The following is a 23771-nucleotide window of genomic DNA, read 5'->3' as shown; positions in this document are numbered from 1 at the left end:
GCGGCGCACGCGAACGCCCTAGCGCCGGTGCCGCCGCGCGGCGCGGCGCAGTTCGTCGGCCAGGGCCTGCGCCTGCGGCGTCAGGGGCCGGCTGGCCGGCGTCAGCAGCGACAGGACCGTCGTCCCCGGCTTGGTGGCCAGGTTCACGCGCGCCAGCAGGCCGGGGCGGCAGAAGGGCGCCACCGCCTTCTCCGTCGCCAGCGCCAGGTAATCCGACTGCATCAGCAGGAAGAGCAATGCACTGAAGGAATCCCGCTGCACCGCGAAGCGCGGTGGCGGCAGCCTGGCTTTGCGGAAGGCCTCGACGAGGGCCGGCCCGAATTCGTGGCGGGTGCCGTGCACCCATTCGCAACCGGCCAGCTCGGAGATGTCGCGGGCCTTGGCGAGCGGATGGCCGTCGCGCGCCACGACCACGAAATCCGTGCTCAGGAGGCGCTCCGCCTCGACGCCGGCATCGGCCGCGGCCTGGCCCAGCGAAGCCACGGCGACGTCGAGCGCGCCTTCACGCAGCCGCACCATGAGGGCATGGACGGTGCCCCCACTGACTTCGACCTCGGTTTCGGGGTACTGCTTGCGGAACTTCTGGATGGCGGGCGCCATCAGCAGCGCCTCCGCCGTGGGGGACAGCCCCACGTGCACGGCCTCCGGCGCCTGCCCGACCAGCAGGTCGATCTCCTCGCGCGCCTTGCGCATCTCGCCGTCGGCCGCGCGAGCGCGGCGCAGCAGCACGCGGCCGGCTTCCGTCGGCTCCACGCCGCGCGTGGTCCGATGCAGCAAGGCCACGCCGAAGTCGCGCTCCAGCGCCTGCAGGTTCTTGCTGACCGCCCCCTGGGTCAGCTTGAGCCTGCGCGCGGCCGCGCGCACGCTGCCGGTGTCGGCCACGGCAATGAAGTCGCGCAGGTGGGCTTCGCGCATGATGACCTTTGGTAGACGCCTATACCGTTGGTGCATCTTACCGGCCCGCAGGCGCCTCGCTACATTGGTCCTGGCCAGGCGTCTACCTGTGCTAATCAACCTTGCGGAACCGGGACGAGCACCATGAATCGACTTGCAGCCCCCCATGCCTGGACCAGCGACGACCTGCGGCGCGATGCGTCGTGGATCCAGCCGCTGCCGGCGCAGGCCGTGGACGGCATCGAAGCCGCCTTGCAGCACGCCCGGCGCAGCGGCCTCGGCATGCTGCAGATGCGGCCGCAGGATTTTCCGCTGGGTGAAGCCGCGCTCGCCGCCATCCGCCAGGCCGTGTCGGCCACGCAGGCGGCCTACGGCCTGTGCCTGCTGAAGGGGCTGCCGGTCCACCGCTGGTCGCAGGAGGATGCGGAACTCGTGATCTGGGGCATCGGCCTGTACAGCGGCGTCGCGCGCACCCAAGGCAAGCAGAGCAACATCCTTTCGCACGTGCGGGACGAGCTGGGGGAGGGCGCCTACCGCGTGCGCGGCGGACGGGGCTACAACACCAACGCGGAGCTCGACTTCCATTGCGACTTCTGCGACCTGGTCGGCCTGCTGTGCATCAACAAGGCCATGAAGGGCGGTTCGAGCTACGTCGTCAGCTCGATGGCCATCCACGACGAGATCAAGCGCCGCCGTCCCGACCTGCTCGAGGTGCTGCTGCAGCCCTTCCACTACAGCTTCCAGGGCGCCCAGGCCCCCGGCGATGTCGAGTGGTTCCAGTGCCCGGTGTTCGGCTTCCGCGACGGTGTCTTCGCATCGCGCCACAACCGCAAGAACGTGGATGCCGCGCATCGCGATTTCGCCGAGCACATCGGCCAGCTCGACGCGGTGCAGCGCGAGGCGCTCGACCTGTACGAGGAGGTCGTGCGCGACCCGCGCCTGTGCTTCTCGATGGATCTCGAGCCCGGCGACATGCAACTGCTGAACAACCACCTGACCGTGCATTCGCGCACGGCCTTCGAGGACTGGCCCGAACCGCAGCGCCGCCGCCACCTGGTGCGCTTCTGGCTGAGCCTGCCGCAGGCGCAGGCGCTGCCCGCGGGCTGGTTGCCAGGCTACAAGTCGGTCGAAGCGGGCTCGGTACGGGGCGGCTTGCGCGGCAGCGCGATCACGCAGGAGTTCCTCGACTACGAGCAGCGCCAGGCCGCGCTGTGCGGCATGACGGTGCCGGCGGTGCTGCGCGCGGCCACGGCCTGATCGCTACGACAAGGCAGGAGACAAACATGACGTACAAGCACCTGCGCACCTTCTTCCTCGCGCTCGCCGCAGTGGCCGCGACGGGCCAGGCCTATGCGCTGCAGGCGTGGCCGGCGCGCCCGGTCACCATCGTCGTTCCCTACACGGCCGGGGGCGGCACCGATGCCGTCGCGCGGGTCCTCGCGCAGTTCCTGCAGAAGCACTGGAACCAGAGCGTGATCGTGGAGAACATCGCCGGCGCCGACGGCATCATCGGCACCGAGCGCGCGCTCGCGCGTCCGGCCGACGGCTACACGCTGGTGCTGCAACTGGGCACCATGCTGCTGTGGAAGCCGGCCGAGACCGGCGGCCGCGACCTGGTGAGCGAGATGAAGCTGCTGTCGCTGATCCAGAAGGCGCCGATGTCCTTCGCGGTGTCTTCCAAATTCCCGGGCAGCACCCTCGCCGACTACGTGCAGTACTGCAAGGCGCATCCCTGCGGCATCGGCTCGGCCACGCGCTACGCGCAGTTGATCGGGACGCACTTCGCCGACACTGCCGGCCTGAAGGACACCGTGCAGGTCAGCTACAAGGGCGGCAGCCAGATGACGACCGACCTGCTGGGCGGCCATCTGTCCATGGCGATCATCTCGGTGGCCTCGGGCGCGAAGTTCGTCGAGGCCGGGCAGATGAAGATGCTGGCCGTCAGTTCGGCCCAGCGCTTCCCGCAGGCGCCGGCCCTTCCCACGCTGGCCGAGTCCGGCTACCAGGTCTTCGGCGAATCCTGGTACGGGCTGATGACGAACAAGGAGGTGCCGGCGCCGGCGCTCGCCGCCATCGAGGCGGCCCTGGCTGCGGCGGGCCGCGACCCCGCGCTGCGCAGCTTCATCGAGCGCGCCGGTGGCGTGGCGGTCTTCAACTCGCCGGCGGAGTTCGAGGCGATCGCCGCGCGCGAGCGCGCCTACCTGGGGCCGCTGCTCGCGAAGTATCCGGCGATCAACTGAAGGAGTTCCGCGATGTCCAGAAGACAAGTGCTCGCTGCTGCCACGCTGCTCGTGGGAACCGCTTTCCTCTTACCGGCCGCCCTGGCGCAGGCGACTGCGCCGGCCTGGAAACCCGACCGCCCGGTCACCATCGTCGTGCCCTACAGCCCTGGGGGCGGCACGGACATCGCCACGCGCGCCGTAGCCAGCTGGCTGGGCCAGTACTGGCGCCAGCCGGTCACGGTGGAGAACCTGGCGGGCGCCGACGGCCTGATCGGCACGCGGCGCGTCATGGAGGCCAAGCCCGATGGCTCGACCTTGCTGACGCAGCAGAACGGCCTGCTGCTCACCAAGTTCACGCCGGGCTTCAAGGGCGCGGACCCGATGGTGCGGCTCGAGCCCGTGGTGCAGATGTCGGAATCGCCGAACACGCTGGTGGTCCGCAAGGGCATCACGGCGCAAAACTTCCCGCAGCTGTTCAAGCACTGCGCCGAGAACAAGTGCTCGTTCGCCACCGCATCGAACGCAGGGCGCCTGCAAGGCTACATGCTGCAGGCGGGGCACATGCCCAGCCTCGCCATCGTCGGCTACAAGGGCGCGTCGGGCCCGATCACCGATCTCGTCGCCGGCAACGTCGACATGGCGCTGCTGGGGGCGAGCACGGTCGCGGCCATGCACAAGGCGGGGAGCCTGCGTGTCTTCGCCACGCTCGGCGACCAGCGGCCGCCGGGCCTGCCCGACGTGCCGACCTCCAGGGAAGCCGGCCTGGCCGAGCTCTACTCGGTGAGCTGGTACGGCATGTTCGCGCCGAAGGGCACGCCGGGCGATATCGTCAACGGCATCGCGGACGCGGTGCGCCAGGCCCTCGCCGACCCGGCCGTCGGCAAGGCGATCGTCGCGGCCGGCGCGCAGCCGGTCGGCGGCACGCCGGAGCAGTTCCGCAAGCGGCTCGACGAAGAGACCGCGCGCTTCGCGCCGCTGGCCGAGCGCTACAAGTTCGAATAAGGGAGCTTCCCCATGCATGCAGCGCAGCAGCTCCGCACGCTTCTCTCCGGCCGTGACATGGTCGTCGCCCCGGGCGCCTACGACTGCATCTCGGCGCGCACCATCGAGCAGGCCGGCTTCCGCTGTGCCTACATGACCGGCTCCGGGACCGCCGCCGCGCGCGGGTTCCCCGACCTGGGCCTGCTGACGATGAGCGAGATGGTCGACAACGCGGCGGCGATCGCCCGCACCGTCGCCATCCCGCTGGTGGCCGACGCGGACACGGGCTACGGCAACGAGCTGAACGTGCACCGCACCGTGCGCGAATACGAGTCGCGCAATGTCGCGGGCATCCATATCGAGGACCAGGTGGCGCCCAAGCGCTGCGGCCACCTGGATGGCAAGGAGGTCGTCCCGCGGGCGGAGTTCATCACCAAGATCCGCGCCGCGGTGCAGGCCAGGACGCAGCCCGCCTTCCTGGTCATCGCTCGGACCGACGCGCGCGCCGTGCTCGGCTTCGACGAAGCCATAGAACGCGCCAACGCCGCCCTGGCGGCCGGCGCGGACATGGCCTTTGTCGAAGCCACCGAGAGCCTGGAGGAGATGGCGCAGGTTCCGCGCCGCGTCACCGGCCCCTGCCTGTTGAACATCGCCGCGGGCGGCCGGACGCCCCTGGTGCCGCTGGCCGATGCCGCGGAGATGGGCTACCGGCTCGCGATCCTGCCGGGGATGTTGATGCGCAATGCGGTGGCCGCCTTCGACGAAGTCCTGCAGGACCTGGCGCGCACGGGCGTGCCCAAGCCGGTGCGCAACATGGGCAGCATCGCCGCCGGCCATCAGCGCTTCGGGGCGGATGCGTGGAGGAAGATCCAGGAGCAGGCGCAGGTCCGCACGTAGCGGGCCCTGGAGCTACGTGCCCGGGATGTCTACGCCGGCTTGCGGTCCTGCGCGCTGCCCTGGGAGCGCAGATCGAGCGTCGGCGCCCGCAGCGCGGCCACCGCACCCAGCGCCGCCAGCACAGCCAGCGCGGCGAAGACGATGTGGAAGGCATGGTTCGCGCGCGCGGCGTCGATCGCATCCAGCCGTAGCGGCTCGCCTTCGCCACCGGCCGCTTGCGCGCCGAGCAGCACGAACGCCAGGCCGCCGAAGCCCGCGGTGCCGACCGACGCGCCGATCGAGCGCGCGAGCGCCAGCAGCGCGGACGAGGCGCCGAGGCGCTCGCGGCCGCCGAGGATCTGCGTGGCCAGTTGCGCGTTCGGCATCACGGTCCCGAAGCCGATGCCGCACACCGCGGCCGCCGCCCCGATGGCGAGCTGCGTCGGCGGAAACAGCGCAAGCGCCAGCAAGGCCAGCGCCGCGGCACCGAGGCCGAAAGGCGGCAGCCGGCCACTGGTGCCGGTCCACGCGCTGTAGCGGCCGTTGAGCGTGGAGCCGACCACGATGCCCGCCGTCAGCGGCAGCAACTGCAGGCCCGATGCAACCGCGTTCGCGTGGTGCGCCACGCTGAGGTAGATCGGCAGCAGGAACAGCAGCGCGAACATCGTCGCGGCGAATGCGATCACCGTCATGCAGATCCAGCCCACGCCGGGCAGGCGCAGGATGTCCAGCGGCAGGAAGGCATTGGGATGGCGCCGCTGCTGCCGCCACAGCGTGGCGCCGGTCGTGATCGCCACCACGACGAGCAGCGCGCTGGTGGCCGACGCCAGGTCGAAGCGATGCCCGACCTGCCCGAACCAGAGCAGGGCGCTGCAGGCGCAGGCCACGAACAGCCCGAAGCCCAGCGGGTCGTAGGCCGCATGCCGGTGTGGCGATTGCGGCGCGCGCGGCAGGCGCGACACGCGCCACAACGCCAGCAGGCCCAGCGGCAGGTTGGCCAGGAACAGCCAGCGCCAGTTGCCGTGGTTGACGACCAGGCCGCCGATCAGCGGCCCGCCCACGCTGGACACCGTGAACACGATGGCGAAGTAGCCCTGGTAGCGCGGCCGCTCCCAGGGCGGCACCAGTTCGCCGATCAGCGCCTGCGACAGCACCATCAGCCCGCCGCCGCCCAGGCCCTGCAGCACGCGCGCCGCGATCAGCGACTGCATGCCGGGCGCATAGCCGCAGGCCAGGGAGCCGGCCATGAAGACCACGAGCGCGCTGAGCATCACGCTGCGGCGGCCGAAGCGGTCGCCCAGGCGCCCGTAGAGCGGCGCCATGATCGTGGCGGCCAGCAGGTAGCCGACCGCGATCCAGGAGGTGTCGGTCAGGCCGCCGAGTTCGCGCGCGATGCGCGGCGTGGCCGTGGCCAGCAGCGTCTGGTCCACCGCGGCCATGAACATGGGCAGCATCACGGCGCTGAACAGCGCGAGGAAGCTGGCGCGCGAGGTGCCGGCCCGCGGCGGCGGCTCGCCGTCTTCGCGGCCGGTCGTGGAGGAGGGGAGGCTGCCTTCGGTCAGCAGCGGGGCGGCGGATTCGGCGTCCGCTTCGGCTTGGTCGCGCTGTTGCGCCATCTTGGGGGTGTTTTCGGCGAAAGAGGGCATGTTAGGCGCAAGCCGCCGTTGCGGGCGCGCGTCGGCCGCGGCCGCCGCCCGGACGGCCGGGGCCACCGGCTGGCCGGGCCTGGCTGCCGGCCGCAGGGCAGCCGGTGTAATGTCGGTGCCGGAAATGGCACTTGGAGGAAGCATGAACAAACTCTTCGCCGCAGCCGCGCTGGCGCTCGCCGTGACGGCGGTGCATGCGGATACCGCCACGTCGGGCCGCCAGGCCCTGGTCAAGCGCTGCCAGGCGGACGCCACGGCGCAGGCCAGGAAGGGCATCGCCTGGCAGGAGCAGGTGAACGCCTGCGTGAAGCAGGGCAAGGCGGCCCAGGAAGCCGCGGCACAGGCTTGCTCGTCGCAGGCCCAGGGCCGCAACGACGCGCAGTTCCTGCAGTCGCAGAAGGACTGCCTGGCCCGCGCCGGCCAATCGCCGGAATAAGCGCGCACCAAAGCAAAGAGGCCAGCCGCTGGCGCGACTGGCCTCTTTGTTCTTGTCCTTGGCCGCAGTCAAGCAGGCGATATCGGCGGCGTGCGACACGGGCGAAAGCGATCAGCGACAGGGCAGCGTGGCCAACCGCACTACCTGACGGTGCGCAGGCGCAGGGCCTTGCTGGAGCCTTCAGCAGGCGGCGAACCTGCGGTGCTGGGGATAGTCGGCGCCCTTGCTGCGCGCGGCAGGTGCAATCTCACCAACCGGACTTCGGCGACCCCCGCTTGGGAGCGTTCATGCACCCGATTTTTCCCCTGTCTTGCCAGTAGAGCCAAGTCCAGGTCGAGTGATTGCGGCCGTCAGAATCCGGTACGCAGCGGGGCAGCGACGGTGTCGTGTTTACCGAAGCCTCCACACAGCGAGAGCTTCAGACGAGGCTCGCCTTCGGTGCGCGTGGCGCAGCCGCGCGCCGCCAGGCACTTCCGGCCAGCACTGCAACCAGTCCCGCGACGATCAGAACTCCCATGGCTGTGGACGAAGCTGCGCCCCGCGCCTGGACCACGCCCAGCACTGCGATCCACCCAACCGTGCCCAGCGCCAGTGGAAGGTCGTCGATGAACAGTCCCAGCAGTTCCCCTCCGATCTCCATCAGGACGCCACTGCGCGCCTTGGCGGGCGAGGGCGAGCCCGCCGACGAAGCGTCCTTCACGGGAGCGTTTGCCGCGGCACGGCGGCACAGCTGGGTCAGCCCCGAGGCGACGGCCAGGAACACGGCAATCAGGGCCAGAATCGTCGCGTCGCTCCACGGCCAGCCGATGCCGATGCCTTCGCCCACCCAGTAGCTGCCAAACGCGGTGAGCAGCAGGCCGACGCCGAATTTCAGCGTGTTCTCGGGCACGCGCGTCAATGGCTTGTGCAGCAGGACACCGAGCGCGACGACCAGCAGCAGCGCGAGCAAGGCGCCGGCGGCGGCTGGCAGGAGCAGGCCGCCACGGACACCGAAAGCCAGCACGACGAAGACCACTTCCACGCCCTCCAGCACCACGGCCTTGAAGGCGGACAGGAAGGCAATCGAGTCCAGCGTGCCTTTCCCGGTCGGCTGGGACCCGCGCAGGGACGCGGACTGCTGCGTGAACACCTGCGACTCGTCGTGCAAGGGGATCACCCCCGCGGAGCGGAGGATGGCCTTGCGGAGCCAGCGCAGGCCGAACAGCAGCAGCAACACGCCCACCGCCAATTGCAGGACCGGGAGCGGGATGGCGGACAGCGAAGGGCCGAGGACCAGCAACAGCGCGCCGAGGACGGCGAGCCCGGAGGCGGTTCCGGCCAGTGCAGGTTTCCAGCCGCGGGTCAGGCCGACCGCGAGGACGATGGTCAGCGCCTCGACGAATTCGACCATGGAGGCAAGGAAGGAAGCCAGGACGGTGGGAGCAGAGGAGGACCAGAGCGACATGGAAGCAGTGAAAGCCAGCGAGGTCCGCACGATAAGATGGCGGCTCGGACAGCACCTTGACCGCCAGATTGCAGTTCTGCAATGTGGCCGTCATGCCCGTGTGGGGCGGCGTCGCGATACTGGGCGGTTGTGTCTACTGGCGAATCCGATGCGCATCCTCATTGTCGAAGACGAGGCCAAGACTGCCGCGTACGTCCGCAAGGGCCTGGCGGAGCAGGGCTACGTCGTCGACGTGGCGAGCGATGGCTTCGACGGCCTGCACCTGGCCAGCACCGGCAACTATGACCTGGTGCTGCTGGACGTCATGCTGCCGGGGCTGGACGGCTGGGAAATCCTGCGCAGCATCCGCCAGCAGAAGCAGACGCCCGTGCTGTTCCTGAGCGCACGCGACGAGGTCGAAGACCGGGTGAAGGGCCTGAGGCTGGGCGCGGACGACTACCTGGTGAAGCCCTTCGCGTTCTCCGAACTGCTCGCGCGCGTGCAGAACATCCTGCGGCGCGGCGCGGCACAGCGCGAGCCATCGAAGCGCTTTGCCGACGTCGAAATCGATCCGGCGCGGCGCCGCGTGACGCGCGCTGGCCAACGCATCGAGCTGACCACGAAGGAATACGCGCTGCTGGACTATTTCGTGCGGCACGCGGGAGAAATCTGCTCGCGCACGCTGATCGCGGAGAACGTCTGGGACATGAACTTCGACAGCGACACCAACGTCGTAGACGTCGCGGTGCGGCGCCTGCGCGCCAAGCTGGACGACCCGTTCCCCGACAAGCTGATCCACACCATCCGCGGCGTCGGTTACGTGTTCGACGCGCGCAGCGAATGAAGCTGGCACGCGCGCGCCGGTCGATGACGGCGCAGATCAGCCTTGCCATCGCCATCGTCGCCGTGCTGGCGATCCTGTTCTTCGGCAATCTCAGCGACCGCGTCCTGGCCCATGAACTGCGGGAAGAGAATGAGCTCGTGCTGCTGTCCAACCTGGCGTTCCTGCGTGACGACCTGGCCGCGGCGGGCGGAGATGCGGCGGCAATCCCGGCACTCGTGCAGCGGACATTGCGGCGGACCCGGCGTCTTGAATTGGCGGTCCGAGAGGAGGGGGGCAGGGCGATCGTCCACTCGCCGGGGCCAGAGCTGCCGAAGGCCGGCCCGGGTGTCCGGCTGCTCGATGCCGCGGTCCTGCCGGCCGACGCATCGATGGGCCAGCTCGAGGCGCTGCGCCTGCAACTGGGAGACGCGGCGAGCTTCCTGTGGAGCGCGCCGAACGGCACGCGCTACCGCGTCCTCGAAGGCCGCATCGCCGCCGGCCTGGCCCGACCTGTGCTGGTCAGCCTGGCGATCGAGACGACGCCGACGCGGGAACTGCGCGAGCGCAACCGCCAGGGCGTCATGATCGCCATGCTGACGGCGGCTGCACTGGCGACGCTCCTGGGCATCTGGATCGCCCGCCACATCCTCGTGAACCTGCGGCGCTTCGGCGCCACGGCGAGCCGCGTCGGCGTGCGGGACCTGCACGAGCGCCTGCCGCTGGAGGGCACGCCCACCGAACTGCTGGAGTCGGCGGTCGCCTTCAACCACATGATGGACCGGCTGCAGGCGGCGTTCGAGCGGCTGTCGGCGTTTTCCTCGGACCTGGCACACGACCTGCGCACGCCCATCAGCAACCTGCTGGGCGAGGCGCAGGTGGCGCTCTCGCGTCCGCGCAGCGCCGAGGAGTACCGCGCGGTGCTCGAGTCGGCGGTCGAGGAGTACGAGCGCCTGTCCCGCATGATCGCCAACATGCTGTTCCTGGCGCGCGCGGACAACCAGCCCGGCGTGACGGCGTCCTGGACCGACCTGCAGGCGGCGCTGGAGCGCCTGGTGGGCTACTTCGAGCTGCTGGCGGAAGAGCGCGGGGTGGGGCTCCAGATGGAGGTGCACGCCGCCACCGGTGGCCCGGCCCGCGTATGGGCCGATGAGACCATGCTGGTCCGCGCTGTGAGCAACCTCGTGTCCAACGCGCTGCAACATGCGGCACGCGGCAGCGTCATCCGCATGGTCGCCGAGACGGTGACCGACGGCTCCTGCGTGCTGACGGTGAGCAACGATGGGCCACCGATCCCGCCCGAGCACCTGGACCGCATCTTCGAGCGCTTCTTCCGCGTCGACGCCTCGCGCCAGGGCTCCGCCGCCGGGTCGGGGCTGGGCCTGGCGATCGTCCGCTCGATCATGGAGATGCACGGCGGCTCGGTCGCTGTCAGCAGCGCGCCGGGACGGCCGACGGCCTTCACGCTGCGCTTCCCGGGCGAGCCCGCAGCGGTGGGGCTGCGGGATGGCATGACAAAACCGTAATCCAGCGGACACGCTCGGGTGGGGGGCGCCTGGATATCGTCCGGCTTCCTTGTTGGCATCCACGTCCCTGACCCATGCGACTCGCTTCCCTGTCGGCCGCCACGGCCGCAGCGCTATTTCTCCTGGCCGGCTGCGCGACGACCCAGCCCCCAGCCATCACCGCCGGCCAGCTGCCGGCCCGCTGGGACGCTCCGCACACTGACACCGAGGCCGCGCCTGCGCCGGATTGGTGGATGGCCTTCGGCAGCTCCCAGCTCGACGCCCTGATCACGCGCGGCGTGCGCGATGGTTTCGATCTGGCGATCGCGCGGCAGCGTCTCGAGCAGGCGCGCGGACAGTCCGCGATCGCGCGAGCGGGCCTGCTGCCTGCGCTCGATGCAGCGGCAGCGGCCGCGCGCGGGACGAGCAGCGTGGCCAGGACGGCGAGCCTGCAGGCGTCCATGGACCTCGACTTCGCCGGTGGCAATGCGGCGCTGCGTGACTCCGCCGCCGCCCTGGTCGATGCCGCCGTGTCCGATGTCGATGCGGCGCGCTCCACCGTGGCTGCGGCCATCGCCAACGGCTACTTCCAGGTCCTCTGCCTGGACGAACGCATCCGCCTGGCGCGCCTGATCGCGGACAGCTCGCGCCAGACGCTGCAACTGGTCGAAACCCAGGCCCGCCTCGGTGCGACCTCGCAACTGGAGGTGGAGCAGCAGCGCAACGCCTTGCAGACGGTGGAAGCGACCGTTCCGGCGCTGGCGCAGCAACGAGCCCAGGCCGTGGGCGATCTCGCCGTGCTGCTGGGCGCGATGCCCGAGGGCTTCGGCGTCGACCCCGAAGGCTTGCAGGCACTGCAGGTGCCCGACGTGCCGGCCACTTCGCCCGCCGACGCGATCGCGCGCCTGCCCCAGGTGCGGACGGCGGAGGCGCAGCTGCGCTCGGCCAACTTCGACGTCGCCGTCGCGCGCGCGGCCTTCCTGCCCAAGCTCACGGTCAGCGCGACGCTGGGCGCGGCCTTCAACCCGGCGCAGGCGATCTGGTCGCTCGCCGGATCGGCGCTGCAGCCCTTGTTCGACGGCGGCCAGCGCGCCGGGCAACTGGACGTCGACCGCGCACGCGCCGAAGAACTCGTCCTGGCTTACCGCAAGGCGATCGCCCAGGGCCTGCAGACCGCGGAGACTCAGATGCATGCGGTGGCGGCGACGCGCGATACCGAGCGCATCGAGGAGGCGGCGGTCGTCTCCGCGCGCCGCGCCCTGGAGCTGTCCCGCGTGCGCCTGCAATACGGCACCACCGACTTCCTGAACGTCCTGCTGGGCCAGCGGACCCTGTACCAGGCCGAGGACGCCGTCCTGCAGACCCGCCTGCAGCGCTTGCAGGCCGCCGTGAGCCTGTACGTCGCGCTCGGTGCCGGCCAGCCGGCCGGCGCTTCCCTGGCCCGGACCGAATCCCCGACAACGAAGCAATCCTCATGAAGAACCTTGTTACCCGCGGCTTCGCCGCAATGCGGCGCCGGCGGCTGTGGCTGGTGCTGCCGGTGGTGGCGCTGGCCGTCCTCGGTTTCCAGCTGCACGGGCTGACGCCGGCAGCGTCGGCCAGCCTGCCCGTGGCGCCCGCGGCCGTGCCGGTGCAGATCGGCCATGCCCAGCGCCGCACGCTGCCGTTGTGGGTGGACGCGATCGGCACCGTGACCTCGCTCAACACGGTGAGCGTGCGCGCGCGTGTGGACGGCCAGCTGCTCGGCATCCACTTCAAGGAGGGCCAGACCGTGAAGGCGGGCGACCTGCTCGCGACCATCGACCCGCGGCCGCTGCAGGTGCAGCTCGCGCAGGCCCAGGCCGTTCAGGCCCAGGAAGAGGCGAAGCTGGCCAGCAACAAAGTCGACCTGGACCGCGCCGACAGCCTGGCTCGCGCCGGCGCGGGCCCGGTGCAGACGGTGGACACCCTGCGCGCGCAGGTCGCAACGCAGGCGGCCACCGTGCAGGCCGCGCGCGCGGCCGTGGAATCGGCCCGCCTGCAACTGAGCTTCACGCAGGTGACCGCGCCCGCGGCCGGCCGGGTCGGCCAGCAGCTCGCCCCGAGCGGTTCGATGGTGCACACGGCCGATGCGACCGGCATCGTCGCCATCACGCAGATGAACCCGATCTGGGTGAGCTTCTCGGTGCCGCAGGACCTGCTGCCGCAGGTGCTGCAGGAATCGCGCAGCCACCCGCTGCAGGTGGTCGCGCTCTCTCGCGACCGTTCGCGGCGGCTCGCGAGCGGCGAGCTGGTGTTCGTCGACAGCCAGGTGGCCACGACCAGCGGGCAGGTGCAGCTCAAGGCGCGCTTCGACAACGCGCCGGGCAGCTTGTGGCCTGGCGAGCTGGTGGCGGCGCAGCTGCTGGTGCGCACACAGGCTGACGCCACCGTGGTGCCGAAGGATGCAGTGCAGCAGGGGCCGGACAGCGCGTACGTGTATCTCGTGGATGCACAGGGCGCGGCGCAGCCGCGCAAGGTCGTCGCCGGCGCCGTCGTCGACGGCGTGCAATGGATCCAGTCCGGGCTGCAGGCGGGAGATGCGGTCGTGACGCAGGGCCAGTACCGCCTGGCGCCCGGTGTCAAGGTCGTGGCGCGGGCCGAGGCCGGGGGAGCCGCGCGATGAACCTCTCATCCCCCTTCATCCGGCGGCCGGTGACCACCTGCCTCGCGGCGCTGAGCCTGCTGCTGCTGGGCGCGCTGGCCTACTTCAACCTGCAGGTCGCGCCGCTGCCGCAGGTGGACTTCCCGACCATCTCGATCGCGGCCGCCTTGCCCGGGGCCAGCGCCGAGACGATGGCCACCTCGGTCGCGACGCCGCTGGAGCGCGCGCTTTCGCAGGTGCCGCAGGTCACGTCGATGACCTCGTCGAGCTCGCTTGGCAAGACCTCGATCGTCCTGCAGTTCGACCTCGCGCGCAACATCGACGGCGCGGCGCAGGACGTGCAGAGCGCGCTGGCGCAGGCCGGCCGCTCGCTGCCCAAGACGATGACCACGCCGCCCTCGTACCACAAGGTGAATCCGGCGCAGCAGACGGTGCTGTCGCTGGCGATCACCTCGCCGGTGCGGCCCCTGACGGAGCTCAATCGCTATGCCGACAACTTCCTGGCGCAGAAGCTGTCGCAGGTGCCGGGCGTCGGCCTGGTGGACTTCCACGGGCAGCAGCGCCCCGCGGTGCGCATCCGGGTCGACCCGGACCGGCTCGCCCAGCGCGGCCTGACCTTGGCCGACGTCCGCAACATCGTCGGCATCAGCACAGTGAGCGCGCCCAAGGGCAGCCTGAACGGCGCCGACAAGACCGTCGCCCTCGAAGCGACGGACCAGATCGCGGGCACGGCCGGCTTCCGCGATATCGTCGTCGCCTACAAGGACGGCGCGCCGATCCGCCTGGGCGACCTGGGTGAGGTGGTCGACGCGGCGGAAGACGTGCGCCAGGCGGCGAAGCTGGGCAAGGACGACGCGATCATCATCGACGTGCACCAGCAACCCGGGTCCAACGTCGTGCAGACGACGCGGACCATCAAGGAGCAGCTGGCCTCGATGACCGCAGGGCTGCCGGCCGACACGAAGGTGACCGTGGTCGGCGACCGCACCCAGACCATCAACGCCTCGGTGGCGGACGTACAGTTCACGCTGCTGCTGTCGGTGGCGCTGGTGGTCATGGTGATCTTCCTGTTCCTGCGCAACGTCGCCAGCACGGTGGTCGCGAGCATCACCATTCCGCTCTCGCTGCTGGGCACCTTTGCGACGATGTACCTGCTGGGCTACACGCTGGACAACCTGTCGATCATGGGCCTGTCGATCGCCGTGGGCTTCGTGGTCGACGACGCGATCGTCGTGCTGGAGAACATCGCCCGGCACCGCGAATTGGGAAAGACGCCGCTGCAGGCAGCCCTGGACGGCACGCGCGAGATCGGCTTCACCGTGCTGTCGATGACCGTCTCGCTGGTGGCAGTGTTCATCCCCATCCTGCTGATGGGAGGGATGGTCGGGCGCCTGTTCCGCGAGTTCGCCGTCACCGTCAGCATCGCGATCGGCATCTCCGGCCTGGTCTCGCTCACCATCGCTCCGATGCTGGCGGCTCGCCTCGGGGGCAGCGCCCATGCCATGCAGGGACGCTTCAGCGCCTGGGCCGAGCGCGTGTTTGAGGCGATGCAGGCCGCCTACGCGCGCAGCCTGGATGCCGCTCTGCGCCACCAGCGGCTGCTGCTGGCCATCATGGTGGCGACCATCGCCTGCACCGCGCTGCTGTATGCGCGCATCCCCAAAGGCTTCTTCCCGCTGCAGGATACCGGGATGATTTCCGCCACCGTCGAGGGCGCGGCCGACGCCTCGTTCGCCGCCATGCAGGACAACATAGCCCGCACCGCCGCGGTGGTGCAGGCCGACCCGGACGTGCAGACCGTGTACTACTGGATCGGCCCGAATCCGACGCTGGATCAGGGCCGCATGATGATCCAGCTGCAACCCTTCGGGCAGCGCGCCGGCGCCGCCGACGTGATGCTGCGCCTGAAGAAGGCCGCCCTGCAGGTGCCTGGCGTCAAGCTGTCGCTGCAGGCGATGCAGGACATCCAGGTGGGGGGTCGCAGCAGCAAAGCGCAGTACCAATACACGCTGCAGGCCCCCGACACCGCGGAGCTCGTGCGCTGGAGCAGCGCGCTGCAGAAGGCGCTGAAGGCGGCGCCGGAGCTGACGGACCTCGGCTCCGACCAGCAGCCCTCGGCGGCGCAGGCCACGCTGCGGATCGACCGCGATACCGCTTCACGCCTCGGCGTGACGGTGCAGGCGATCGATGACGCCCTGTACGATGCCTTCGGCCAGCGGCAGGTCGCGACACTCTTCACGCAGCTGGACCAGTACAGCGTGATCCTCGAGCTCGAGCCACGCTGGCAGCTGGACGCGCAGGCGCTGTCGCACCTGTTCGTGCGCTCCACGTCGAGCAACGAGCTGGTGCCGCTGAGCCTGCTCGCGACCGTGGAGAACGGCACTGCGCCGGTCACGATCAACCACCAGGGCCTGTTCCCCGCCGTCACGCTGTCGTTCAACCTCGCGCCTGGCCATGCGCTGGGCGATGCGGTCGCGGCGATCGACGCCGCTTCGCAGAAGGTCGGCATCCCGGACACCGTCGTCGGAAGTTTCCAGGGGACCGCGCAGGCTTTCCAGGATTCGCTGCGCACCCAGCCCTGGCTGCTGCTGGCGGCGGTCCTCACGGTGTACGTGGTGCTTGGGGTGCTCTACGAGCATCCCGTGCACCCGCTGACGATCATCTCGACGCTGCCCTCGGCCGGCGTGGGCGCGCTGGCGGCGCTGTGGCTGTCGGGAGAAGGGCTCACGATCCTGGGCATGATCGGCATCGTGCTGCTGATCGGCATCGTGAAGAAGAACGCGATCATGATGATCGACTTCGCGCTGCAGGCCGAGCGGCAGGACGGCCTGTCGCCCTTCGAGGCGATCCGCCGGGGCTGCGTTCTGCGATTCCGGCCGATCATGATGACGACGATGGCGGCCCTGCTCGGTGCGCTCCCGCTGGCCCTGGGCCACGGGGTTGGCGCGGAGCTGCGCCGGCCGCTGGGCATCGCCATCGTCGGTGGGCTGGTGGTCTCGCAACTGCTCACGCTCTATACGACGCCAGTGGTGTACCTGGCGCTGGGACGTCTCTTCCACCACCTGCGGACAGGCTCCAATGCGGCGCCCGACGCCGGCACCCAAGGAGCCTGAGGCGCCAGCCGCAAGAGCTCGCCAAGGTCTTGCTTTGGCTTGCCCTCTCAAGGACGAGCCGCTGCCCGATACCGACCGAGCTCTGCCCGAAGCCACGCACCGGACTGCACAGGCGCATTCGTTCCGCACCGCACCAGGTAGGGCGTCCCGCTCATGCTGCTTTCCTGCAGTTCCCGCTTGAGCACCTTGCCGATGGCGCTGCATGGCAACTCCCGCAACAGGTGCACTTGCGAGATGCGCGGGGTCTTGCCAAGCCTGCTGTTGGCCCAGGCCCGCAACGCCTCCGGTGCGAGCTTGCTGGCCGGAGTGCACTCCGTGGAGGACGCCGAGAGCCTGGCCCGAGGGCCAGGCGATTTCTCATTCAACCTTGATGGCCGCGTCCTTGATCAGCTGTGACCAGGTCTTGGCTTCCTGGTCCAGCCATGCCTTGTACTGCGCCGGGGTCTCCTGTCTGGGCGAGACTTTCAGCTGCTGCATGCGCTGGGCCATCTCCTTGCCCGCCATCAGCTGGTTGATCGCAGCGTTGATCTGGGCAACTGTCGCGGCCGGAGTTCCCGCAGGAGCGAACAGGCCCTGCGAGATCGAGGATTCGAAGCCGGCGACACCTGCCTCACCGAAGGTCGGCACCTCGGGGGCGAATTCGGACCGGCTTGCGGAAGCGATGGCCAGGACCTTCAACTTCCCGCTCGCCACGAATTCGCTCACGCTGGGCAGCCCGGTGAACATCATCTGGACCTGTCCGCCCATCGTGTCCGCGATCGCCGGGCCCGCGCCCTTGTAGGCCACATGGACCAGCTTGATCTGGGCGGCGCGCTGGAACTTCTCGGCGGTCAGGTGCGGGCTGCTGCCGTTGCCAGCCGACGCGATCGTCAGCGTATCGGGGTCCTTGCGCGCTGCCTTCAGCAGGTCCGCGAGATTGTTGAAGGGCGAACTGCCCGGCACCACCAGCACGTTGGGGAAGCGGGCAAGCTCCACAACTGGCTGAAAGTCCTTCGCCGCATACGGAAGCCTGGGATACAGCGACGGGCTGATCGAATAGACGCCGAAGTCGGAGACCAGCAGCGTGTTTCCATCCGGCTTGGCCTTGGCGACGGCGTCTGCGCCGATGACGCCGCCCGCGCCCGCCTTGTTCTCCACGATGACGGTGCGTTTGAGGGCGCTGGCCAGGCCGGGAGAGACCGTCCGGGCGAACAGGTCCGAACCACCGCCAGGATTGAACGGAACGATGATGCGAACCGTGGGGTCTCCCTGGGCATGCGCCGCAAGGGAGAACAGCGCGGCGCAAAGAGCGCCTGCCAGCCTGCGGACGATTCTTCTTTTCAAGTCTTGTCTCCTTGTTTGTAGTAGGGGCCGGGCAAGCTCGGCGAGCTAGCCCTCGACGATGACGTTGCTCAGCTCGCCGATGCCCTTGATACGCGCATTCACCGTCTGACCGACCTCCATGCACCGCGGCGGCTTCTGGGCGAAGCCCACGCCCTTGGGTGTCCCGGTGGCAATGACGTCGCCGCACTCCAGCGTCATGCCGGCGGAGAGCTGCTCGATGATCGACGCGACGTCGAAGAGCATGTCGGACGTGTTGTCGCTCTGGCGCAAGTCACCGTCGATATCGAGTTCCAGATCGAGCTTGTCCGGATCGGCGATGGCACTCGCATGCACCACCACCGGGCCGAGCGGGCAGCTGGTGTCCAGCGCCTTGCCCTTGAACCATTGCCCGTGCTTCTTCTGGAGGTCGCGGGCCGTGATGTCGTTGAGGATGGTGTAGCCGAAGACGTGCCCACGGGCGTCCTCGCGCTTGATGTCGCGGCCTCCCTTGCCGATGACGATCGCAAGCTCCACTTCGTAATCGAGGCTGTTGGTCAGCTTGCCATGGCGCAGAACGCTTCCACGGTGCCCCACCAGTGCCGTCCGGGGCTTGGTGAAGAACTCGATGGCCTCGGGAAAGGCGTTCGCCGGCCTGCCGTTGGCGATGTTCCCCTCGATGATGTGATCGCGGTAGTTGCGGCCCACGTTGAAGATGTTGCGTCCGGTGCTCGCCACGGGCGGCAGGATGATTGCCCTGTCGTAGGCGACCATCGGCATACCGGGCTGCTGCGCCTCTGCCCGCGCGATGAGCCGGGACGCCGTTTCCAGCGCCTGCGGGCCGGCGCGCATGAGATCGTCGACGCAGCGCGGGACACCCGCCTGGTCCCAGGCGGACGAGAGATCCAGGATGCGCCCGTCCGAGATGAGTGCGCCGAGGGACGGCGCGTCGCCGTGGACAAAGTTCAGGAATTTCATTTCGTGGTGCTTGGTTCGAGAGTCGAGGCTGCTACCGGACGGGATGTTCTCCGTCCTCGACCACTCGCGCCAATGCTTATTTCTAACTCTTCCATGCCTAGGAAGAATCAGCCTCGGCGTCGCGTCCAGCGGCAATCCGCGATGCTCTCCGCGTCCGCTGGACGCGACGCCGCGGGCTGCGGCCAAAGCGCCTGACGCGCCACTTGCGCTCCTCTTGGGCGCCGACCAGCTATTGGCCAGGACCTCGGGGCCCGTGATGCCGGCGCGGGCCAAAGCGCCGCCAGCCATGCGCTGCAAACAGCAGCGGCAGGCCCACAGCCACCCACCAGTGCAGGGCGCTCGCTCCGTCATGGCTGTCGGCGGGCCCATACAGCAGCAGCATCCCGGTGGCGGCGACGGCTAACAGCATGCTGGCCATGGCGATGCCCAGCACCCAGGTACCGGTGCGCTTGCGCCGCCACACGATCTGCGCATGGGGCCAGATCCAGCGTCCCGCGAACATGCACAAGAGCCATACGCCGGTGCCGTGCACGAGCAGCGCGACGCGCCGCAGCAGCACCTGGGCCGGCGCCAGTTCCATCAGAGCCTCGGCGGGCCACAGGTACAGAAGCAGGCCGCTGGCCCACAGCAGGGCGAGCAGCGTGGCGGTCCAGGCCAGTGCGGTGCCGCTCCAGCCAGTGCGCCGCGCGTGCGGGTGGATCAGTCGCGCCACAGGCGGGCTCCAGCCGAGCGCAGGGCCGCGCGCAAGCGCAAGGACGGTTCCCGCTCCTGCAGCACCCACTTGGTGAGCGCGTCGGCGGTGGCGCAATCGGGTGCCAGCACGGTACCGCGCTGCCAGGCGGGCGCACGCCGGCGCGTGGCGACGAAATCGGCGTTGTGGGCGGCGCCAGTCGAAGTTGCGACGGCACCTTCGTGCAGCCGCAGCAGCTTCCGGGTGCGCGCGGTGACGGCGGCGTGCTGGACCTCGATGCTCCAGGTGCGCGGTCCGAAGGCGCGCAGGTCGCCGCCGGCATTGACCAGCCCGCTGCGCAAACCGGCCGCTTGCAGCACTTCGACGGCGCGGTCGACGGCATAGCCCTTGGCGATCCCGCCCAGGTCCAGCGGCAGGGGGCCGTCCTCGCTGACGACGGTGCGCTCGTCGAGGATGTGCAGTCGCGCGAGTCGGCCCATGCCATGTTGCGCGGCTGCGATGCCGGGACGCCGGCCCGCAAGGCGGCGAGCCGCCATCTCCGGATCGAAGGCGCCGCGGCTCGCTGCGCGCCAGTGCTGCGCGATCCGCAGCACGGCGACAGTGTCCGGGTCCAGGGCCAGCGGCACGCCGGCAGCGGCGCGGGCGAGCCGGGCCAGGTCCGAGTCTGCGGAATGCGCGCTCATGAGCGCGTGCACTCGCGCGACGCGGGCGAAAGCTGCGTCGATGGCACGACGGGCCGTAACCTCGTCTCCTGCCGCAGCCTCGGTCTGGATCGTCACCAGCGTGCCCAGCCAGGGCTGTGCGCGCCGCAGGATCGCTTCGCTCACTTGTGAGGGCCTTGGAGCGCCACCAGCGCGCTCAGGCGTTGCACGCCTTCGGTGACGTGCTGGCAGGACAGCGTGGCACCGGAGATGCTGCGAATGTCCTCGCCGAAGCGCAACTGCGCCGGCCCCTTATGACCCACGAACTGCCGGCGCCAGGCGAGGTTGCGGATCTCCGAGCCGTGCGACTCGCGGTAGGCGAGCACCTCGACCCCGGTGATCGCGCCGTCGGGTGCGAAGCCCACGGCATAGTCGATCAGTTCGTACTTGCCGGTGACGCGGTCGGCCAGCACCCAGCCGGCCGGCTTGCCCTGGGCGTCGAGGCCGGTCCAGCCGGCCGGCGCGAAGCCCGGCGGCACGCGGGTGTGGCTGTCCTGCGCGATGGCCGCGAGCGCCGCGCCATCCAGGGCCAGCGGCCAGGACTGGAAGGAGGCCGCCTCGGGCAGCAGCAGCTTGCGCGCCTGCTCGATGTCCAGATACACGGCGGCGAACGCGGCGCTGTTCCAGAGGCCGGCTCCGAGCCCTAGCGCGGCGCCGCGGCGCAAGGTGTGTCGGCGGGTGGGCATGGCGTCAGAACTCGAACCCGACGCCGAGATTGAAGCGGTCACGCGAGGAATCGTCGAAGAAGCGCATGTAGTCCGCCTTCAGAACAACCTGGGGATGCAGATAATAGTTGGCGCCGATGGTGACCGTGCGCGTGTCCGGTTGCGCCGTCGGGGCCAGGCCCTGCGGCAGTCCCGAATAGCCTTCGGCGGTATTCAGGCGCTCGTAGCGGGCAAACGGCCACAGCGCCTGCTCGCCGGCGGACCAGACCTTGTACGCCGCCTGCGCATACCAGCCGCCGAAGCGGTCGGGCACCGGCGTGGGCTGGCCGGCAAAGGTGGCATTGAGCGCGTCGACACCGGAGAAGCGTCCCCGCGCGGCCAGCGCTGAGAGGTCCCAGCGCCCGGGCTGCCAGCGCGCATGCGCCTCGGCGAGCGTGACTGTGGCATCGGGGGCGGCGAAGCCCGTCTGCTTCTGCCCGGCGCCGCCGTAGTAGACACTGCCGCCGATGTTGAAGCCCGGAATGCCGCTGTAGTTGAGGGCCAGGTAGGTCGCGAGCGTGCGGGCTTTCGCGAGCTGGCCTTCCTGGTGGATCGAGCCGAGCGGCGAATCACGGCCGTCGCTGCTGGTCGGGTCCCACTTCGTCAGGTCGAAGCCGGTGACGATGCCGGTGTTCCAGCGCAGGCCCTGGTCGGTCGTGCCTTGCAGGCCAACGCCCAGCTCGCGCCAGGTGGTGGGGATGATCGCCGTCTCCACCTGGTTGCGGAACACGCCGAAGTAGCGCGTGGGCTCGTGCGATTCGTTCAGGATGCCCGCCGGCATGAGGAACAGGCCAGCCTTGGCTGTGAGGTTGGAGTTGAGGTCGTGCTCCACGTACATCTGCTCGATGGCGGCTTCGCCGCTGTCGCTGGACGAGGCGATGGCGTTCTCGATCTCCAGCTCGGCGGCCATGCGCGTGCGCTCGTTGAAGCGATAGCCCCATCCGAGCACGGCGCGCCCGACGTTCGCGACCGAGTTGGCCGTATCGTGGGTCGGGCGGCTGTAGCTGAGCTCGCCATAACCGAAGAGGCTGAGGCCGGCATTCGCTTGGGGCGCCACGGCCGCCACCGGGGCGGCTGCAGGCGCGGGGACAACGGCAGGCGCGGGGCTGCCACTCCACGAGGGCGCAGCGGGCGTGCTGGCGACCGGAGCGGCCTGCTTCTTCATGGCATCGAGTTCCTGCCGCACTTGCTGCAGTTCGGCGCGCAACTGGCGCACCTGCTCGGCGAGCTCCGCGTCGGCGGACTGCGCCTGCGCCGGGGCGCAGAGGGCGAGGGTGGCGAGCGCGAGGGCGCCCGGGACGGCTGCAAGTTTCTGGTTCACGTTGTAGGTCTTCTTCGTTTCGGGGCTGGAGGGTCAGGGCGTGTAGCCGTCGCTCAAGGTGCGCAGGAAGGCGACCAGGTCGGCGACCTCGCTGTCGCTGAGCGCCGGCTGTTCGCCGGGACGGCGGTTGTAGGGCACCTCGGTGGTATTCACGTTGCCGCGCAGCGCCGCCGGCAGGTCGTTGTACGAAGTGACGTTGCCCTGCGCGTCGACGGGGTACCAGAGCTGCGGGTCGGTGTCGCGGCGCACGTAGAAGCGCACCACGTCCTCCAGCGAGCTGAAGGCGCCGTTGTGGAAGAAGTGCTTGCGCAGGGCGACGTTGCGCAGGCTCGGCACCTTGAATGCGCCACACAGGTCGGTGCGCGTCGCAAGGTCCGGACGCTTGCTGCCGCACAAGCCCCCGTCCCAATAGCTGCTGTCGGCGTTGGCCGGAATCGCCATGTTGCGCGGCACGCCGAGGTTGTCGTAGGTGAAGTCGGTGAACAGCGGGCCGGGGGCGTTGGCCGGCTTGGTGCTCACGTGGCAGCCGGCGCAGTTGCCCTTGTCACCACGGTTGAACAGCGCCAGGCCGTTCAGCTCCTGCGCCGTGAGCGTTGCGCGGCCGGCGAGGAAGGCGTCGTACTTGCTGCTGAAGGCGGCGAAGTCCGAATCCTCCTGCTGGTATCGCTGCAGCGCAAAGGTCATGCGATCGAAAGCCACGTCCGGCGTGTTCAGGATGGCGTCACCGAAGACCTGGCGGAACTGCGCCGCGTAGGGCGCTGCGGCGAGCTTGGCCACGACCGCCGCCGTGTCGGGGTTGGCCATCTCGATCGGGTTGAGGAAAGGCTCGCGCGCCTGGTCCTGCAGGGTGGCCGCACGGCCGTCCCAGAAGAAACCTCCAGTCGGGGTTCCGTCTGCCGCGAAGCCGAACGAGGTGTTGAAGCGCAGGTAGCCCAGCGCCGGCGGGTTGCGCACCCCGGGCTGATCCAGGTTGGGGCCGCCCATGGCGACCGGCGTGTCGAAGGGCGAGCCGTGCCCGAAGGCCTGGTCGTGGCAGCTCGCGCACGACATCCGGCCCGAGGCGGACAAGGAAGGGTCATGAAAGATTTGTCGGCCCAGGTCGGCGACGGCACTCAGCCCGGAGTCGGACACGGCAGGAGCCTCGGAACTGCCACCCCCGCCGCCGCCGCAGGCAGTCAGGGCGCACGCGATGAGGAAGGCCGAGATCGCGGCCAGTGTTCGCGAGGAGGGGAGCCTGGCGGCGATGGGGGGGAAGCAGGGCGTCACGGCGCGAAGTGGCTGGGTTGCAAATGAGAGAGATTCGCATTCTAGGCAAGCCACCCGGAAATGGAAGAGGTTGAGCGCCAGCCAGGGCGGATCTGCCGCGCTTAAGCCACAGCGGGCCGCGCCAGGATGGCGCCCCCACCATGCAGCTGATCGCACTGACGCGACCCATGCGCGCAAGATCAAGCGCGGCCGCGTTGATCGCTGGATCCGTGCCGAAGTGGTCGGCGCACACAACGATGGACGGACCATCCTGGTTCGTCACCAACATCACG

22 protein-coding genes are annotated in these 23771 nt (G+C 69.8%); 10 read left to right on the top strand and 12 right to left on the bottom strand.

Translation table 11 applies throughout. The features are described from left to right. Window positions 1-18: 18 nt before the first annotated feature. Window positions 19-915 (bottom strand): LysR family transcriptional regulator, encoded by an 897-nt coding sequence (locus tag HHL11_RS23525; RefSeq protein WP_169420980.1) that lies wholly within the window; start codon window positions 913-915, stop codon window positions 19-21. Between the two features lie 123 nt (window positions 916-1038). Between HHL11_RS23525 and HHL11_RS23520 the strand changes: the two genes are divergently transcribed. From HHL11_RS23520 to HHL11_RS23505, 4 genes are read left to right on the top strand one after another with little or no spacing between them, the layout of a single operon-like run. Further along, window positions 1039-2151, top strand: a complete 1113-nt coding sequence (locus HHL11_RS23520; RefSeq protein WP_169420979.1) for a TauD/TfdA family dioxygenase — start codon at window positions 1039-1041, stop codon at window positions 2149-2151. A gap of 26 nt (window positions 2152-2177) precedes the next feature. Next, window positions 2178-3134, top strand: coding sequence for a tripartite tricarboxylate transporter substrate binding protein (locus tag HHL11_RS23515; protein ID WP_169420978.1), 957 nt, complete (start codon window positions 2178-2180; stop codon window positions 3132-3134). Between the two features lie 12 nt (window positions 3135-3146). Further along, on the top strand, window positions 3147-4118 hold the full coding sequence (locus HHL11_RS23510; RefSeq protein ID WP_169420977.1) for a tripartite tricarboxylate transporter substrate binding protein: 972 nt from the start codon (window positions 3147-3149) through the stop codon (window positions 4116-4118). Window positions 4119-4130: 12 nt separating this feature from the next. Next, window positions 4131-4994 carry an isocitrate lyase/PEP mutase family protein gene (locus HHL11_RS23505; protein ID WP_169420976.1) on the top strand — a complete coding sequence of 288 codons (864 nt, stop codon included), beginning with the start codon at window positions 4131-4133 and terminating at the stop codon, window positions 4992-4994. Window positions 4995-5023: 29 nt separating this feature from the next. On the opposite strand, the gene HHL11_RS23500 is transcribed toward HHL11_RS23505, so the two are convergent. Then, on the bottom strand, window positions 5024-6619 hold the full coding sequence (locus tag HHL11_RS23500) for an MFS transporter (RefSeq protein WP_169420975.1): 1596 nt from the start codon (window positions 6617-6619) through the stop codon (window positions 5024-5026). A gap of 142 nt (window positions 6620-6761) precedes the next feature. Between HHL11_RS23500 and HHL11_RS23495 the strand changes: the two genes are divergently transcribed. Further along, a complete protein-coding gene (locus HHL11_RS23495; protein ID WP_169420974.1) occupies window positions 6762-7055 on the top strand; it encodes a hypothetical protein in 294 nt (97 codons plus the stop codon). A 418-nt stretch (window positions 7056-7473) separates the two neighbouring features. Here the strand turns inward: HHL11_RS23495 and HHL11_RS23490 are convergent, their stop codons facing one another. After that, a complete protein-coding gene (locus tag HHL11_RS23490) occupies window positions 7474-8499 on the bottom strand; it encodes a hypothetical protein (protein WP_169420973.1) in 1026 nt (341 codons plus the stop codon). A gap of 148 nt (window positions 8500-8647) precedes the next feature. On the opposite strand from HHL11_RS23490, the gene HHL11_RS23485 reads away from it, so the two are divergent. The 5 genes from HHL11_RS23485 to HHL11_RS23465 all read left to right on the top strand — a co-directional run bounded on the left by HHL11_RS23485 (window position 8648) and on the right by HHL11_RS23465 (window position 16539). Continuing rightward, window positions 8648-9322 (top strand): heavy metal response regulator transcription factor, encoded by a 675-nt coding sequence (locus HHL11_RS23485; RefSeq protein WP_169420972.1) that lies wholly within the window; start codon window positions 8648-8650, stop codon window positions 9320-9322. After that, window positions 9319-10824, top strand: a complete 1506-nt coding sequence (locus HHL11_RS23480; protein WP_169420971.1) for a heavy metal sensor histidine kinase — start codon at window positions 9319-9321, stop codon at window positions 10822-10824. The genes HHL11_RS23485 and HHL11_RS23480 overlap by 4 nt, the downstream gene beginning before the upstream one ends. A gap of 74 nt (window positions 10825-10898) precedes the next feature. Next, window positions 10899-12281, top strand: coding sequence for an efflux transporter outer membrane subunit (locus HHL11_RS23475; RefSeq protein ID WP_169420970.1), 1383 nt, complete (start codon window positions 10899-10901; stop codon window positions 12279-12281). Then, a complete protein-coding gene (locus HHL11_RS23470) occupies window positions 12278-13447 on the top strand; it encodes an efflux RND transporter periplasmic adaptor subunit (protein WP_205964537.1) in 1170 nt (389 codons plus the stop codon). The genes HHL11_RS23475 and HHL11_RS23470 overlap by 4 nt, the downstream gene beginning before the upstream one ends. Beyond that, on the top strand, window positions 13444-16539 hold the full coding sequence (locus tag HHL11_RS23465) for an efflux RND transporter permease subunit (protein ID WP_169420969.1): 3096 nt from the start codon (window positions 13444-13446) through the stop codon (window positions 16537-16539). Before HHL11_RS23470 ends, HHL11_RS23465 begins: the two co-directional genes overlap by 4 nt. 47 nt (window positions 16540-16586) lie before the next feature. On the opposite strand, the gene HHL11_RS34185 is transcribed toward HHL11_RS23465, so the two are convergent. From HHL11_RS34185 to HHL11_RS34945, 9 genes are all read right to left on the bottom strand, one after another. Next, window positions 16587-16694 carry a YfeK family protein gene (locus tag HHL11_RS34185; RefSeq protein ID WP_205964630.1) on the bottom strand — a complete coding sequence of 36 codons (108 nt, stop codon included), beginning with the start codon at window positions 16692-16694 and terminating at the stop codon, window positions 16587-16589. Between the two features lie 202 nt (window positions 16695-16896). Continuing rightward, the gene (locus tag HHL11_RS23455) at window positions 16897-17862 is read right to left on the bottom strand and encodes a Bug family tripartite tricarboxylate transporter substrate binding protein (RefSeq protein ID WP_169420967.1); all 966 of its coding nucleotides are present in this window, start codon (window positions 17860-17862) and stop codon (window positions 16897-16899) included. Between the two features lie 45 nt (window positions 17863-17907). After that, on the bottom strand, window positions 17908-18816 hold the full coding sequence (locus HHL11_RS23450; protein WP_169420966.1) for a fumarylacetoacetate hydrolase family protein: 909 nt from the start codon (window positions 18814-18816) through the stop codon (window positions 17908-17910). A gap of 229 nt (window positions 18817-19045) precedes the next feature. After that, window positions 19046-19528 (bottom strand): hypothetical protein, encoded by a 483-nt coding sequence (locus tag HHL11_RS23445; RefSeq protein WP_169420965.1) that lies wholly within the window; start codon window positions 19526-19528, stop codon window positions 19046-19048. Beyond that, entirely contained in the window at window positions 19516-20334 is an 819-nt protein-coding gene (locus HHL11_RS23440) for an FAD:protein FMN transferase (protein WP_169420964.1), read from the bottom strand. Before HHL11_RS23440 ends, HHL11_RS23445 begins: the two co-directional genes overlap by 13 nt. Next, window positions 20331-20894, bottom strand: coding sequence for an FMN-binding protein (locus HHL11_RS23435; RefSeq protein WP_169420963.1), 564 nt, complete (start codon window positions 20892-20894; stop codon window positions 20331-20333). The genes HHL11_RS23440 and HHL11_RS23435 overlap by 4 nt, the downstream gene beginning before the upstream one ends. 4 nt (window positions 20895-20898) lie before the next feature. After that, entirely contained in the window at window positions 20899-22233 is a 1335-nt protein-coding gene (locus tag HHL11_RS23430) for a hypothetical protein (RefSeq protein ID WP_169420962.1), read from the bottom strand. Window positions 22234-22266: 33 nt separating this feature from the next. Then, window positions 22267-23301, bottom strand: a complete 1035-nt coding sequence (locus HHL11_RS23425; protein ID WP_240980373.1) for a cytochrome-c peroxidase — start codon at window positions 23299-23301, stop codon at window positions 22267-22269. 7 nt (window positions 23302-23308) lie between these two features. After that, window positions 23309-23767 carry a ChbG/HpnK family deacetylase gene (locus HHL11_RS34945; protein ID WP_425355220.1) on the bottom strand — a complete coding sequence of 153 codons (459 nt, stop codon included), beginning with the start codon at window positions 23765-23767 and terminating at the stop codon, window positions 23309-23311. Between the last annotated feature and the right edge of the window lie 4 nt (window positions 23768-23771).

Origin of the sequence: Ramlibacter agri (assembly GCF_012927085.1) — a bacterium.
Taxonomy (GTDB): Bacteria; Pseudomonadota; Gammaproteobacteria; order Burkholderiales; family Burkholderiaceae_C; genus Ramlibacter; species Ramlibacter agri.
This window is presented reverse-complemented; position numbering and strand designations above follow the sequence as displayed.

Coding starts and splice junctions, on each gene's coding strand:
- HHL11_RS23525 (WP_169420980.1), bottom strand. CDS start 915: ATGCGCGAAGCCCACCTGCGCGACTTCATTGCCGTGGCCGACACCGGC.
- HHL11_RS23520 (WP_169420979.1), top strand. CDS start 1,039: ATGAATCGACTTGCAGCCCCCCATGCCTGGACCAGCGACGACCTGCGG.
- HHL11_RS23515 (WP_169420978.1), top strand. CDS start 2,178: ATGACGTACAAGCACCTGCGCACCTTCTTCCTCGCGCTCGCCGCAGTG.
- HHL11_RS23510 (WP_169420977.1), top strand. CDS start 3,147: ATGTCCAGAAGACAAGTGCTCGCTGCTGCCACGCTGCTCGTGGGAACC.
- HHL11_RS23505 (WP_169420976.1), top strand. CDS start 4,131: ATGCATGCAGCGCAGCAGCTCCGCACGCTTCTCTCCGGCCGTGACATG.
- HHL11_RS23500 (WP_169420975.1), bottom strand. CDS start 6,619: ATGCCCTCTTTCGCCGAAAACACCCCCAAGATGGCGCAACAGCGCGAC.
- HHL11_RS23495 (WP_169420974.1), top strand. CDS start 6,762: ATGAACAAACTCTTCGCCGCAGCCGCGCTGGCGCTCGCCGTGACGGCG.
- HHL11_RS23490 (WP_169420973.1), bottom strand. CDS start 8,499: ATGTCGCTCTGGTCCTCCTCTGCTCCCACCGTCCTGGCTTCCTTCCTT.
- HHL11_RS23485 (WP_169420972.1), top strand. CDS start 8,648: ATGCGCATCCTCATTGTCGAAGACGAGGCCAAGACTGCCGCGTACGTC.
- HHL11_RS23480 (WP_169420971.1), top strand. CDS start 9,319: ATGAAGCTGGCACGCGCGCGCCGGTCGATGACGGCGCAGATCAGCCTT.
- HHL11_RS23475 (WP_169420970.1), top strand. CDS start 10,899: ATGCGACTCGCTTCCCTGTCGGCCGCCACGGCCGCAGCGCTATTTCTC.
- HHL11_RS23470 (WP_205964537.1), top strand. CDS start 12,278: ATGAAGAACCTTGTTACCCGCGGCTTCGCCGCAATGCGGCGCCGGCGG.
- HHL11_RS23465 (WP_169420969.1), top strand. CDS start 13,444: ATGAACCTCTCATCCCCCTTCATCCGGCGGCCGGTGACCACCTGCCTC.
- HHL11_RS34185 (WP_205964630.1), bottom strand. CDS start 16,694: ATGAGCGGGACGCCCTACCTGGTGCGGTGCGGAACGAATGCGCCTGTG.
- HHL11_RS23450 (WP_169420966.1), bottom strand. CDS start 18,816: ATGAAATTCCTGAACTTTGTCCACGGCGACGCGCCGTCCCTCGGCGCA.
- HHL11_RS23435 (WP_169420963.1), bottom strand. CDS start 20,894: ATGCCCACCCGCCGACACACCTTGCGCCGCGGCGCCGCGCTAGGGCTC.
- HHL11_RS34945 (WP_425355220.1), bottom strand. CDS start 23,767: ATGTTGGTGACGAACCAGGATGGTCCGTCCATCGTTGTGTGCGCCGAC.